The organism is Archangium minus, from assembly GCF_044360475.1.
Lineage (GTDB): Bacteria > Myxococcota > Myxococcia > Myxococcales > Myxococcaceae > Archangium > Archangium minus.
Genome location: NZ_CP043494.1, coordinates 6,983,569 through 6,997,671, shown reverse-complemented (window position 1 = coordinate 6,997,671; position 14,103 = coordinate 6,983,569). Strand labels below are relative to the sequence as shown.

Annotated in this window: 7 protein-coding genes; 3 read left to right on the top strand and 4 right to left on the bottom strand. The window is 64.5% G+C overall.

Annotated features, from left to right (window positions below):
• Positions 1-42 precede the first annotated feature (42 nt).
• Positions 43-2,235: a response regulator gene (locus F0U60_RS28335; RefSeq protein WP_395804137.1), complete on the bottom strand. Its 2,193-nt coding sequence runs from the start codon at positions 2,233-2,235 to the stop codon at positions 43-45.
• Positions 2,236-2,659: 424 nt separating this feature from the next.
• On the opposite strand from F0U60_RS28335, the gene F0U60_RS28330 reads away from it, so the two are divergent.
• From F0U60_RS28330 to F0U60_RS28320, 3 genes are all read left to right on the top strand, one after another.
• The gene (locus F0U60_RS28330; protein WP_395804135.1) at positions 2,660-3,565 is read left to right on the top strand and encodes a LysR family transcriptional regulator; all 906 of its coding nucleotides are present in this window, start codon (positions 2,660-2,662) and stop codon (positions 3,563-3,565) included.
• Positions 3,566-3,644: 79 nt separating this feature from the next.
• On the top strand, positions 3,645-4,100 hold the full coding sequence (locus F0U60_RS28325) for a hypothetical protein (protein WP_395804133.1): 456 nt from the start codon (positions 3,645-3,647) through the stop codon (positions 4,098-4,100).
• Between the two features lie 147 nt (positions 4,101-4,247).
• Positions 4,248-7,223, top strand: a complete 2,976-nt coding sequence (locus tag F0U60_RS28320) for a TonB-dependent receptor domain-containing protein (RefSeq protein WP_395804131.1) — start codon at positions 4,248-4,250, stop codon at positions 7,221-7,223.
• A 93-nt stretch (positions 7,224-7,316) separates the two neighbouring features.
• Here F0U60_RS28320 and F0U60_RS28315 read toward each other — a convergent pair whose 3' ends face one another.
• The 3 genes from F0U60_RS28315 to F0U60_RS28305 all read right to left on the bottom strand — a co-directional run bounded on the left by F0U60_RS28315 (position 7,317) and on the right by F0U60_RS28305 (position 14,048).
• A complete protein-coding gene (locus F0U60_RS28315) occupies positions 7,317-9,650 on the bottom strand; it encodes a hypothetical protein (protein WP_395804129.1) in 2,334 nt (777 codons plus the stop codon).
• A gap of 158 nt (positions 9,651-9,808) precedes the next feature.
• Positions 9,809-9,979: a winged helix-turn-helix transcriptional regulator gene (locus F0U60_RS28310; RefSeq protein ID WP_395804127.1), complete on the bottom strand. Its 171-nt coding sequence runs from the start codon at positions 9,977-9,979 to the stop codon at positions 9,809-9,811.
• 61 nt (positions 9,980-10,040) lie between these two features.
• Entirely contained in the window at positions 10,041-14,048 is a 4,008-nt protein-coding gene (locus F0U60_RS28305) for a GH92 family glycosyl hydrolase (RefSeq protein ID WP_395804125.1), read from the bottom strand.
• Positions 14,049-14,103: the final 55 nt, after the last annotated feature.

Below are 14,103 nucleotides of genomic sequence, written 5' to 3'. Positions count from 1 at the left end.
ACAGTCCGAGAACCCGATCGCCGGTCTACTCCTTTTCCCTGCTCATGCACTCGACATCGCTTCGCGATAGGTACGGCCGGCCAGACTCGCCACATAGGTCATCAGCTCCAGGGGATCCACCGGCTTGGCCAGGTGCATTTGGTATCCCGCCAGGATCGCCCGCGTTCGATCCTCGGCGCGAGCGAACGCCGTCAGCGCCAGTGCCGGCACGGCCCCCCCGTGAGCCTGCGGCAACCGTCGTATCTTTTGGATCAACGAGTACCCGTCCTCCTCCGGCATGCCGATGTCGCTCACCAGCACCATCGGATCGAAGCGGGCGAGCTCCGCCAGCGCCTCCGCCGCCGAGCACACCGTCCGCACCTCCGCGTGGTGCTCCGCCAGAACCATCGCAATCAACTCGCGCGTGTCGGGCTCGTCGTCCACCACCAGCACTCGGACTCCCTGCAACTCCACGAGCTTGCCGCTGAGCTCCGAGGTGGCCCGACGCCGGGGCGCCGCGGCTGTCCTTTCAGCCAGGACCCCGGCATGGCTGGCTTCCCTGGGCAGCTTCACCGTGAAGCTCGATCCCTGGTTCTTCCCCGCGCTGGCCACCTCCACCGTCCCCCCGTGCAGCTCTACCAGGCACAGGACGATCGCCAGACCCATCCCCAGCCCACCGTGTCGTCGCGTGCTCGACGCGTCCGCTTGCCGGAAGGGCTCGAACACGTGCGGCAGGAACTCGGGTTCGATGCCGATCCCCGTATCGCTCACCGTGAGCTGCACATGCGGGCCCTGTTGACTCAGCGCTACCTTCACCCGTCCGCCCTGCGGCGTGAACTTGATCGCGTTGCTCACCAGATTCCAGGCGATCTGCTGCAGACGATTCGGGTCCGCCATGAGCTGCCCGACCGACGGGTCGAGCTCCTGTTCCAGCTGGATGGCCTTCGCTTCGGCCGCCGGTCTCAGCGACTCCACCACCGCTTCGAGCACCGCCGTCGGACCGACCACCCGCACATCCAGACGCATCCGGCCGGAGACGATGCGTGACATGTCCAGGAGGTCATCGATGAGCTGGGCCTGCGCCCGCGCGTTTCGTGCGATCGTCTCGAGCCCGCGACGCAGATCCTGGGTCAAGGTGTGGCGGGTGAGGAGTAACTGAGCCCACCCGAGAATGGAGGTCAGCGGCGTTCGCAGCTCATGGCTCAGCGTTGTCAGGAACTCGTCCTTCATCCGGCTGGTGCGTTCGATCTCTCCCCGTGCTGCCCGCTCACTGGCGAGGAGCATCTCCCGCTCTTCCTCTATCCGCTTGCGCTCGGTGATGTCCGTGGAGATCCCACAGATCGCATAGGGCAACCCTGACTCATCCTGGAGTGGGCATTTGATCGAGATGTAGGTGTGGAGCCCGTCGTCCTGTGGCATGAGCTCCTCCGCTTCCAGGGCCCTCCTGGTCGCCACCACCCGCTGGTCGAAAGCGCGAAATGCGTCGGCATTCGCCTTGGGGAACAAATCGTAGTCGGTTTTGCCGAGGACCGACTCCCGGGTGAGGTGAAACAGCATCAGGAAGCGGCGGTTGGTCAACAGGTAGCGGCCCTCAACGTCCTTGACGGAGATCACCGCTGTCGAGTTGTCGATGATGGCTTGAAGCAGGCGCTGGCTCTCACGCAAGGCCTCTTCTATCCGCTGGCGATCGGCGATCTCCGCCTTCAGGGTGGTGTTCGCGCTGGCCAGATCGGTCGTGCGCTCCTGTACCCGTTGCTCCAGCTCATCCTGGATGCGCCGCAGTGCCGCCTCTGTCTCCCGGCGCGTCGTGATCTCCCGCTGCAGCTGTGTGTTCTTGGCTTCGAGCTGTTTTTGAGCCTCGCGCAGGGCCAGGTGCACCCGGGTCCGGGCGACCAGTTCTTCGATCTGGAAGGGCTTGGTGACGAAATCGACCCCTCCCGCCTCGAACCCCGCGAGCTTGTCGGCCGCGTCCGAAAGGCAGGTCATGAAGATGACGGGGATCTCGCGGGTGCTTTCGGCCATCTTCAGGCGCCGACAGGTCTCCAAGCCATCCAGCCCCGGCATCACCACATCCAGCAGGATGATGTCGGGCCTCATGTGCTCGGCCCGCTCTAACGCCTCTTCACCATCCTGGGCGACCAACACCCGATAGCCCATGAGTTCTAGATGCTCTACCGCCACGCCCAGGTTGGCAGGGGTGTCATCGACAATCAGGATGGTGGAGGGACAGCCGTCAGGCGTGGAGGTGCTGCTCATGCTCCTCGCCCCCCATACGCCGCGACAGCGAGCTTCGTAGTCCCGGTGCGCTCGAATGCTCGCCTCCCCAGGCCTGTGCTGTTTGACCGGATCCACGATCGCCAGGAGAGAGCCCGGGCTCGCGCTTTGGGTTGGAAACAGGCTTCCACGGAATGGGTTGGAAGAGCGGCACGGGTTGGTCCTGCAACTGGAGCGTCATCCCATTCCCCTGGTGGAAGATCCTGGCGTGCAGCCGCAGCCAACTGATCCTCACAGGCGCAACATGCGCGTCCCCAAGGGCCATTCCTCATCTCATGAGTCCTCAGATGACGACGCGCAAGGGGACCCATAGGCTCTTAAGCGGTGCTTCACAGTGGGGCGTAAGCGCCTCGGTCGCATCGTCCGCAGTCGTGCTGGTGGCCCGGCACCGGAAGGTACTCTCGCAATGAATACGGCTCTCCTCCCGCAGCTCCAGGTGTTCCTCACAGTTGCCCGCCTGCGCAGCTTCAGCGGCGCAGCGCGCGAGCTGGGAGTCTCCACCCCCGCGGTGAGCCAGTCAGTGCGGCAGCTCGAGGAGCAGCTGCGCGTGGTGCTGCTTACCCGCACGACGCGCAGCGTGTCGCTGACGGAGGCGGGGAGGCGGTTGGTGGAGGGCGCAGGCCCGGCACTCGGACAGGCGTTCGCTACCCTCACCGAGGTGTCCGCTCAACCGGGAGAAACGGTGGGCCGGGTGCGGCTGTCGGTGCCTCGGGCGGCGGTGCCCTACGTCATCACCCCGGTGGTCCCCACTTTTCGAGAGCGTCACCCGCGGGTGGAGGTGGAGGTCGTCATCGAGGAGCGCTTCGTGGACATCGTGGCGGAGGGCTACGACGCGGGCGTGCGGCTGAGCGAGGCCATCGAGCGAGACATGGTGCAGGTGCGGCTCACCGATGCCTTTCGCTTCGTGGTGGTAGGAGCCCCCAGCTACCTCGAACGTCACGGTACACCCCAGCGGCCCGAGGATTTGCTGCGCCACGAGTGCATCACCTTCCGCATGCGGAGCACCGGGGCGCTCTACGCTTGGGAGCTGGAGCGGGGCCGCAGGAACTGGCGCGTGCCGGTGCGCGGGGGCGTGGTCACCAACGACAGCCAGCTGACGGCGTCCCTCGCGGAGCAGGGCCTGGGGCTGGCGTACGTCTTGGAGCCCATGGTGACGGAGCAGCTCCGCACCGGGCGGCTGCAGCGGGTGCTCGAGGCCTACGCGCCCACGGTCCCGGGCTTCTTCCTCTACTTCCCCAGCCGTGCGCAGCGCTCCCCGGCGCTGCGTCTCTTCGTGGATGCGGCGAAGGAGCTGGCCAGGCACGCGGTGTGAACGGCCTGGGCAGAAGGGAAACGCGGGCACGGATGTCAGTCCTCCTTTGTACCGTGTGTTTCCCTTTCACGGAGGAACCATGCGTCACATCATGTTCGTACCGCTCCTGTCCCTCTCCCTCTTGTTCGGCTGCGCGACCGTGCAGGGAAGCACCCTCTCTGACAAGGAGGTCGCCGACTATGGAACGATGAGCTTCAACGCTCCTCGGGACAGGGTCATGGCAGCCGCAGTGGCCACCCTCACTTCGATGGGCTTCGTGGGGGCCGTCGTGGACCTGGAGAAGGGGCTCATCCAGACCGATCGGAAGATCATCCGAGTGGATGGGGTCCAGACCGCGCAGGATCAGGTGGTCAGCCTCACCTACTCTCGCCAGTACGTGCTCCGCTTCACGGAGAACGGCGACACCACCGTGGTGAGCGCCAAGCCCCGCCTGTACGAGAACGACGTGGAGATCTCGGACAAGCCCATCTGGAGCATTCAAGGCGAGCAGCAGCTCTGGAAGCAGCTCTTCACCGACATGGACACCGTCCTGTAGCGCGGGAGGAGCCCGCGTCTGTCACGGCTCCTAGGAGTCCCAAGTTGTGCACACTGCGTCAAAGAGCTGACTGCTTCACTCTGAGGGGACCTTCCTCACCTTGACGCCGTTTACACCCAGCGGGGAAGCGTCTAGATGCGCAGGAGAATGACCGGAATCGCTCGGGACAGCTCAGAGGACAGCATCAAGGACATGGCTCGCAGTGCTCGCGCCTCCAGTGCGAGGGGGGCGCGAGCTGCGCGCATCGGGAGCGCGTGGGGACTCGCCGTGTTGCTCACGGCCGCGCCAGCGCTCGCGCAGAAGACGACGGCGGACATCCGGGTCGGCCTCAGCAAGCTCAGCGGGCCGGCCACCGGCGTGACCGTCGTCGCGGTGAACACCCACAGCGGCTTCTCGACGAAGGGGATCGCGCGCTCGGATGGCTCCTTCTTCCTGACGGGCCTTCAGCCCGGCGAGTATGTCATCACCGTCACCCAGCCCGACGGCAAGGAGGTCTACCGGACGGTCACCGTCCAGGTCGGCCAGACGGTGGACGTGAACATCAACGTCGAGGAGGAGGTGGCACTGGATCTCGGCCAGGGCGAGACCCTGTTCGTCCAAGGCAAGGCCCCCGAGAGCTCGACCTCCGAGGTCGCCACCAACGTCAGCCGCGAAGAGATCGCGAACCTGCCCCAGAGCAACCGCAACTTCCTCAACTTCGCGGCCCTCGCCCCCGGCGTTCGCGTCTCCAACGATGAGTTCAACAAGAACTTCGCGTCTGGCGCGCTCGCGGCGCGCAACACCAACGTGTTCGTGGATGGGGTGAGTCTCAAGAACAACGTCATTGAAGGCGGGCTGGTCGGTCAGGACTCGAGCCGCGGAAACCCCTTCCCCCAGCTCGCGGTCAGCGGGTTCCGCGTCATCACCCAGAACTACAAGGCCGAGTACGAGCAGGCCAACGCCGCGATCATCTCCGCGATCACGCGCTCGGGCGGCAACGAGCTCCAGGGCGACCTCTTCCTCACCTTCCAGAACCAGGCGTTGATGGCCCGGGATCACTTCGCCTTGCTGCGTGGCGAGCTGGAGCGGCCCGAGCAGTTGCGCTCCCAGTTCGGGGCGGCGTTGGGGGGCCCCGTGGTGAAGGACACGCTGCACTTCTTCGTGACCTATGAGGGCAACCTGCAGGACCGCTCGAACCCGGTGACGCTCGGCAATCCGACGGAGGAGAACCTGAGCCGGTTCGGCCAGTTCCAGGGCAACTTCGGCAGCCCCTTCCGAGAGCACCTCGGCTTCGCGAAGCTGACCTGGAGGCCGGCGGGCAACCAGACCCTGGATGTCAGCGCCAGCCTCAGGCGGGAGACCGACATCCGCAGCTTCGGTGGCGTGGTGAGCTTCGAGAGCGCCGAGAACGTGCGCAACAATGTCATCACCACCTCGGCCAGGCATCAGCTGCGGCTGGGCTCGCTGACGAACGAGGCCACGCTTCAGTTCCTCGACTCGCGGTTCAACCCGGTCGCCACGATCTCCGACGTGGTCGGGCGGGACTACGAGGGCGTCATCCGGCTCGGCGGCCGCGATACCAGCCAGGACATCCGCCAGCAGGCGTTCACGTTGCGCAACGACACGACGTTCGCGAACTTCGACTGGGCCGGCCAGCACGTGGTGAAGGCGGGCGCCAAGCTTTCCTTCCAGCACTACCAAATCGAGCGCACGCAGTACGGGAACCCCGTTTTCCGCTTCCGCCAGGATGCCGAAAACGGCCTCAGCTACGACTTCCCGGCCGAAGCCTCCTATGGCATCGGCGACCCGAAGGCGGCCTCCAACAACACGCAAGTGGGCCTGTACCTCCAGGACGATTGGGAGATCGCGAAGAGGCTGACCCTGAACGTGGGCCTCCGGTGGGATGTCGAGACCAACCCCCTGAACAACGACTACGTGACTCCCGCGGAGGTCCGCGCGGCGGTGGAGGAGCTTGCTGGCATCGTCGCGCAGACGAATGGGCCCGACTTCTTCCCGGTCCAGAACTACCTGACCAACGGCAAGCAGCGCCCTGTCTTCCTGGGCGCGGTGCAGCCGCGGCTCGGCGCGGCTTTGGACGTGATGGGCAACGGCCACACGGTTCTCTTCGCCGGTGCTGGGCGCTACTACGATCGCACCCTGTTCAACACCGGCGTGGACGAGCGGCTTCGTCTTCAGTACCAGGTCCGCACGTTCTATTTCTCGCAGGACGGCGCCCCCCGCTTCGGGCAGCCGACCATCGCCTGGCGGCCCGAGTACCTGAGCCGGGAGGGGCTCGATTCGCTGATCGCAAGCGGCGTGGCACCCGCTCCGGAGATCTTCCTGCTCGAGAACGACACCCGGCCGCAGTACAGCGACCAGTTCAACGCGGGCGTCCGGCAACAGGTGGGCCCGGTCAACACCTCGGTGACGCTCACGCACATCCGCAGCAGGAATGGCATCGGCTTCTATCCCGCCAACCGCCTGTCGACAGGCTCCCGCGACTACATCCCCACGCCGGGTGGCTTCGGCAGTGTCCTCATCTCGGTCGACGACCGGACCTCCGTCTACAGCAGCGTGCAGGTCTCCGCGGAGAAGCCCTTTTCGAATGAGCTCTCGGCGGGGGGCATTTCGTGGGGGGCCTCCCTGGCCTACACCTTTGGTGTCGCCCGGGAGCGTGGGGGGGACTTCAACTTCGACTACCCGACCGTCAAGGACAGCCCCATCACCCCCACCGCCACGGACGAGCGCCATCGGCTCGTGCTCTCCGGCATCGTGGGGCTGCCCCTGGAGTTCAAGCTGTCCACGCTGATCACCCTGGGAAGCGGCTTGCCCTACACCATCTCCGATGCCTCCAAGGGCTTCGGTCCCACCGAGTTCGTGCTCCGCACCCATGGAGGCCGGGCGGAGGGCTTCATCCAGTTCAGCCAGGTGGATGTCCGGTTGGCGAAGGACTTCACGATCTCCAAGGGTCACCGGATCAACGCCTTCGCCGAGTGCTTCAATCTCTTCAACACCAAGAACTTCGGCGGATACGACGGGTTCATTCCACCGGAGGACGAGCCCGCGAACCCGAACTTCGGCAAGCCCACGATCCTGGTGGGGCCGCCGCGCAGCTTCCAGTTCGGAATGGGCTACAGCTTCTAAAGAGGACGACCTGGGGGTTCCTCCCAGGAGCGGGTGCGAAGGATACCGCCGCGGCAATGCGGGCCGCGGCGGTAGGCTGCCTAAAAGCCCCCTTTATGGGGCTGGGTTTGGCTGTCCGAAGGATTCCGTGCTGCAAACATAATAGTGCAACTTCGGGTCTTTCATGCAGGTTGCGTTAGGGATATCCTCCACCCATTGCCTCTGTGGCCAGACAATATTCGCCCACGCTGCGACATCCTCGATAAGCGGCCTCTCGACGCCGAAGTTTTTGAAGTGCGGAAGCATGTACCAGATCCTGTTTCCCGCGGAGCCCGTGTAGAAGCCATTGATGACTTCCGAGGGGCTGGCAACTTCGGGTGGTTTCCTCCACCAGACATCGGTGCTCGTATAAGTTTTGGTTTTCTGGAACCAGGCAAAAAGCATGGTTCGCAGAATGTTTTTTCGCTCCTCCTCCGTGATGTCGCGCCATCCTCGGATGAAGTTGGGCACCACGAGCTTGCTGATATCCACGACGGTTTTCGGAGACCAGCCAGGAGAAGGAATAGAGGGATCCAGGAGTCCATGCTGCTCATCGCGCTTGGTGTATTGCCCATCGGGCCCGATGCCGTTGTCCGCCACATGCATCGCCTTCATCAACCAGAGCGTCAACAGACCATTCAAGGGGACGTACAGCTCGGGTTTGTTCTGGAGATCTGCCGGTTTGCTTTGAAGCTCCGCGAGAAAGTCATAGGCGTAGGGCCAGTCGATGGGGCGCTGTCCGTCCCGGTTTCTTCCATCGGCGTGGTTGCCATTGTAGATCGTGAACGAGACCTGGTACCACGCCGCGGAGAAGTAGGTGAACATCAGCTTTGAGTTGTTGTTGATTCCCGTCTGGTCCCGATGCAGATGGAGCAGGTTGGGGGACGTGTCGAAGCTGTAATTGCTCATCCACCCCCACTCCTCCCGGGAGTCCGAGAACAACTGCTTCTGGTGCCCCTCCAGACCGAACTCCTGCATGATCTCCCACATCTTGACCATGGACCAGAGCGCGGTGGAGTACATCTTCTGGCCATACTCCGCGTCATGGCCAATCTTCTCGTCGGGGATCTTCTCTTTCCCACCGGGGAATATGAAACATCTATCGTTGGGATACCTCGGACAGAGGAACTGGTAGAGTGCGAGGGTCCACCGCTGGCTCGCGTAGTGCATCTGATTGAAATAGTCTACGTAGCCGTGATCTTTGGTGAGTTGCGCACGAGCGCGCATGTTCTTGGGATGAGCATCAATGGAGGTGCAGTCACCCGTCGAGCCGTCGTAGCATCTGTACGCATTGTCGTTGAGGATTTCGTCTCCCCACGCGTCCTTGGGATGGATGGTGGGCAGCCAGTGATTCCAATCCGGGAGTTGCAGGGGGATGGGCGTGATGCGGGTATTGATATAGCCCTTCGTGCTCACGTCACCTAGATCGATTTTGGGGAAGTTGGGGAAGAGGTACGGGAGGATGTCCCGGTCCTTCTCCAGGACGGCGTCAATACCCGCTCCCGCGGCCCAGTGCGAGACGGGTCGGAATTCGACGCTGGGACCCGGCTGGTACGGAGGATTCCATGGCCGGCCAGGGTTGAGAACACCCTGGAGCGTCCGGATATAGGAGGCGATCTTCTTGCCCTCGTTCTCGTCCAGCCCGTGGAACTTCGCGCGCTCGATAATGGCATGGTTCGAGTAGTTGAAGTACTTGAGATCCCTGCCGTCCCGGGTGTGGCAATCCATGCAGTACGCTTTGATTTTGGCGAAGTTCGGGTCGTTGGTGGGGTTCGGGATCCTGTTGGATTTTTTCAGTTCTCTTCTTTCCCACAGCGCTTTACCCGCCTCGATGGAGGCCGCATCCGTGAAGGGCGGCTGCCAGGTGTTTGGATCCTCCTGGGTGAACTGGCTCTCCGCGAAGACCCGGCTGCCATCGGGCCGGATGAAGTTGAGCTTCAGCACCCGGAATCCAATGGTCCGTTGATCATCGCATGGTTGGGTGATGGGCACCGTCTCGCATGGTTTGTATCTGAAGTGGAGCGTGTTGTTCCCGGGCTTGAGGGCACCAGCTGGGAGGGCGACTTGCAACCGGAGCGTGGCAAAGGCGCCTCCAATTCCGCCGTAGTTCTTCCCGAGCCCTTCGACGGTGACGGTCGAATTGGTGAGGTCCATCCAGGCGCCCGTGTTGACGCGGATGCTCGCCTTCTTCTCGGAGCTCAGGTTGTGGACCTGCAGCCAGAGCGTGAGGGAGGAGAGCACCTCCTGCTCCGGGATGGAGACGGAGATTGACCTCTCGGCTCCAGTCGCGCCGATGACCTCGATGGGCAGGGTGATTCCGAGAGAAGCGGCGCGTGGCTCGGTCGGCTGTGCTTGGGGGCTCCATGCGCTCGTGACCAGGGCGATGAGCGCGAGGAGGGTCGCACGCAATACCGCCGACGGTATCGCGTCGCGATGGGGTGAGGACTGCTCTGCTTGATAGGACATGCACTGAAACTACCTCGCGTTTTGTCTCAGTGCTTGTGAGAAGCCCATGAACTTGCGTCTGCTTCTTTGGACGCAGTGTTCGTGCATCTTTTAAACAGGGCTTAGTCAAGGTTCTTGGAACCTGAGGATTTCGCGGCCCACGATTGGCGCCGACGCTGAAGTTCCTCCCACCAATCGCCCAGTGCATTGAGCAGGGGGACCAACTCGCGGCCATCCGCCGTGAGCTCATAGTCCACGCGCGCGGGAACGCCCGGGTAGACCGTACGGGACACGATCCCGGCCGCAGACTGCTCAGGCCGGCCGCGAGTGCTTACGGCCGGCCCAGTGCTCGCGCTACGGCCTGGCGAGGAGCTCGAGCTCGGCGAGCGACATGCCCGCCGCGCCGGTCAGCTCGAGGCGGTAGTACGCGTAGGCACCCGGGTTCGCGACCCGGAAGGCGCGCGTCTGCGTGCGCCAGCTGAACGTCTGCGCGCTGCGCTCGTCGAGGGTCGTGAAGGTCACGCCGTCGTTCGAGCCGCTCAACGTCCAGCCCATCGGGTCGACCGCGGTGGTGCCCGACGTCAGCGTGTAGAAGGTGACCTGCCGCGCGCCGGAGGTGAAGTGGTACAGCACCGAGGGGTTCTCCGCGGTGAAGCTCACGCTCGTGGTCGAGGTGTTGTCGAAGAGCGCGCTTGGGTTCGTGCCGTCGCTCGAGGTTGCCACGCCGTCCGTCGCGGTGTCGCGCAGCGGCTGCGGGACGCTGCCATCGGTGGTGATCGAGGGCGGCGCGTCCTCAGCTCCGGTGCCCCACGTGGAGGGCGAAGGGCCCATCTCGAAGTCGAGCGTGGCGCCGGCGGTGAGCTGCGCGTGCGTCACGTAGGTCTTCGTATACGCCGTCCCGTTGACCTTCAGCGCCTGCACGTAGACGTTCTTCGGGCTGTTGTTCGGCGCGTTGATGGTGATGTTGCGGCCGTTCTCGAGGTGGATGACCGCCTTGGTGAAGAGCGGTGAGCCAATGACGTAGTTCTCGCTCCCCACCGCGAGCGGGTAGAAGCCGAGCGCGCTGAAGAGGTGCCACGCCGACATCGCGCCGTTGTCCTCATCGCCGATGTAGCCCTGGCCGATGTTGCTCCCGACAAAGAGGCGCGCGAGCGCGTCGCGAACCTTCTCCTGCGTCTTCGCCGGCTGTCCGGCGTGGATGTACATGTACGGGATGTGGAACGAGGGCTGATTGCTCAGGCCGAGCTGGCCCATGCGCACGTCGCGCGCCTCGACCATCTCGTGGATCACTCCGCGGTAGGAGCCTACGAAGCTCGCGGTCTCGGGCGTGGCGAAGAACTGGTCGAGCTTCGCGGCGAGCTGGGTCTTGCCACCGTACAGGTTGGCGAGGCCGAGGCCGTCGAAGGGCGCGTCGAAGGCCATGTTCCAGCCGTTGGTCTCGGTGTAGTCGAAGCCCCAGATACGCGGATCGTAGAGGCTCGCCGGCGTCGCGAAAGCGCCGCTCGCCGTCCTGCCCTGGAAGAACTGGATCGCCGGATCGAACAGGTTCACGTAGTTCTGTGCGCGCTCGAGGAAGTACTCCGCGCTCTCGGCGTACTCCTGGTGGCGCGGGTCGCTCACGTTCTTGGCGAGCTCGCTCGCCATGTTCGCGATGCCGAAGTCGTTCAGATAGCCGGCCATCGCCCACGACAGGCCGGCGTCGATCGAGTTCGGGGTGTAGCCCAGGAAGATCGACGACTCGAGCCCCTTGCGCCCGACGCTGCGGTCCGTCGGACGGACCGTCGCGTTCCGCACGGCCGCATCATAGGCCGCCGCCACGTCGAAGTTCCGGATGCCCTTCACGTAAGCGTCGGCGAAGGCGACGTCGGAGCTCGTGCCGGTCATGAGATCGGCATAGCCGGGCGAGGACCAGCGCGTAATCCAGCCGCCTTCCTTGTACTGCTGCACGAAGCCGTCGATCAGCTCGCCCGCCTTGGTCGGCGAGAACAGCGCGTAGGCGGGCCAGGTCACCCGGTAGGTGTCCCAGAAGCCGTTGTTCACGTAGATCTTGCCGCTCACGATCTTGGCGCCGGTCTTCGTGGGCGTGCTTGCGCCGACCGGAGCCGCCACCGGGCTTGCGTGCGCATATTCGGGCGCGTTCGCCGTGCCGATGTTCTCGAATCCCGAGTTCGGATAGAGGAACAGCCGATACAGGTTGGAGTAGAGCGTGGTGAGCTGGTCCTCACTGGCGCCTTGGACCTCGATGATGCCGAGCTTCTGGTCCCAGAGCTGCTGCGCGCGCGTCTTCACATCTTCGAAGCTCTCGGTGTTCGCGATCTCGAGCTCGAGGTTCTTCTTGGCCTGCTCGACGCTGAGGAGCGAGGTGGCGATGCGCATGGTCACGGTGCGGTCGTCCGCCGGGACGGTGAAGCGGAAGTAGCCGGTCACGTTCGCGCCGCCGCCGCCGGTGAGCATGCCGCTCGCGGCCACCGGCTTGTCGAACGTGGCGTAGACGAAGATCCGCGTGGCGCCCACCGAGAGCCCGCTGCGCGCGTCGGAGTAGCCAGTCACCACGCGCGAGGAAGGGTCGAGGGTGAGCCCACCGTTGTTGTTGACGTTATCGAAGATGAGGCTGGCGTCGTCGCCGGGGAACCTGAAGCGGAAGATCGCGGCATGGTCGGTGGGCGTGAGCTCCGCCTGGATGCCGTTGTCGAACTTCACGCCGTAGTAGTAGGGCCGAGCGATCTCGTTCTCGTGCACGAAGGAGAGGGCGCGTGCGGCGCGGTTGGCGTTCGGCGTGCCTGTGGCCGCCGAGGGCATGATCTGGAAGGTCTGCCGGTCTCCCATCCACGGGCTCGTCTCGTGGCTCAGGGAGAGCGCCTGGAGCGCCGGGTGGTTGTTCGCGTCGTTGCGGCGGTGGTACTCGTAGAGCCAGCTCATCGAGCTGGCGTCGGTCACCGGGGTCCAGAAGTTGAAACCATGCGGGACGGCCGTCGCGGGGAAGTTGTTGCCGCGCGAGTATCTGCCGCTCGAGTTGGTACCGCGCAGGGTGGTCACGTAGTCCGACAGGTGCTCGGGCTTCACGTGCGTGGGCCTGGCGGTGATCCGCACGTCGTCGATCCAGCCGCCGAAGGCGGAGACCGGCCCCTGCGGCTGGTCGTAGCCGACCAGGATGCGCTTGATCCTCTTGCCAGCGGCGACATCACCGATGCGGGAGACCTTGTGGTTCCACTCGTTGGGGTAGAGCGTGCGCGACGCGCCCTGGCCCACCGGGCTCAGCGTCGCATGGTGCTGGTCGACAGCGTTCAGCTCGCTCAGGTAGGTGCCGTCGTCGAAGGCGAGATCGAGCGCTGCGTAGGTGCTCGGGGCGGTCGGGTCGTTCATCGTCGCATCGACGAAGAGCAGATACGACAGCTCCGTCGTCGGCGTGACCAGGATGTCGACGTCGAAGAGCTTGTTGTAGGAGTAGCCGCGGCCGTTTGCCAGGACCGCGCCCGCGAAGCGGAGGGCATGCGTGCCGGTGAAGCCAGCGCCGAGCTTTGCATTCCACGAGGAGCCAGGACCGTTGCCGACGACGCTCTTCATGTCGGTCACCGGCGGCGGCGTGTCGTCGCCATTGGAGAGCTGGAGATCGGCGATCTGCAGGATGTTGCCGCTGTGGTTGGCGGTGACGTTGAGCCGGTAGTAGCGATAGGCCGTGGTGTTGGTGAACTCGTAGGTGTGGGTCTCGAAGCGGGCGGAGAACGACTCGTTGCTGCGCTGGTCGAGCGCGGTCCAGCTCGTTCCGTCCTGCGAGCCTTCGAGGGTCCAGGCGGAGGGGTCACGCTCGGGCGCGTCGTTGGCGGAGGAAATGGCGTAGCGCTTCACGGCGATGGGCTGCGCGAGCTCACACCTCACCCAGCCAGTGCTTGTGAACGTCAGCCACTTGGAGGTCAGATCCCCGTCGGCGATGCGGGGGGCGATCTCGTCGGGAGGGTTCTCGCCGCTGGCGGTCACGCTGGTCACCTGATCCATGATGCTGCCGCGGATCCGCGTCTCCGGCTCCCCGGTGACCCCGGAGGACTTCTTCTGCCCCTTCGCGTCGAGCTCGACCGTGGAGATCCATGTGGGCTGCGGATCCGCAGCCTCGAACGATGAATAGAAATCCTGGGGAGTTTCGGTTGACCCGCCATCGGTGCCAGCGTCGGTGTCAGTGCCGGCGTCGGGGTCAGTGCCAGCGTCGGTATCGGTGCCAGCGTCAGTGTCGGTGCCGGCGTCGGTGTCAGTGCCAGCGTCGATATCGGTGCCCGCGTCGGTCCCGGGTTGGGGCGAAGGGTCGCAACCGATGGTCAAGGCGGTAGCGATGGCGAGTAAGCAAGTGAAACGCAGTGAACGAGCGATCATGCGTAGACCCTTGGGGGGGTGAGGGGGCCGAACATCCTAGACGAAGAGTGCTCTC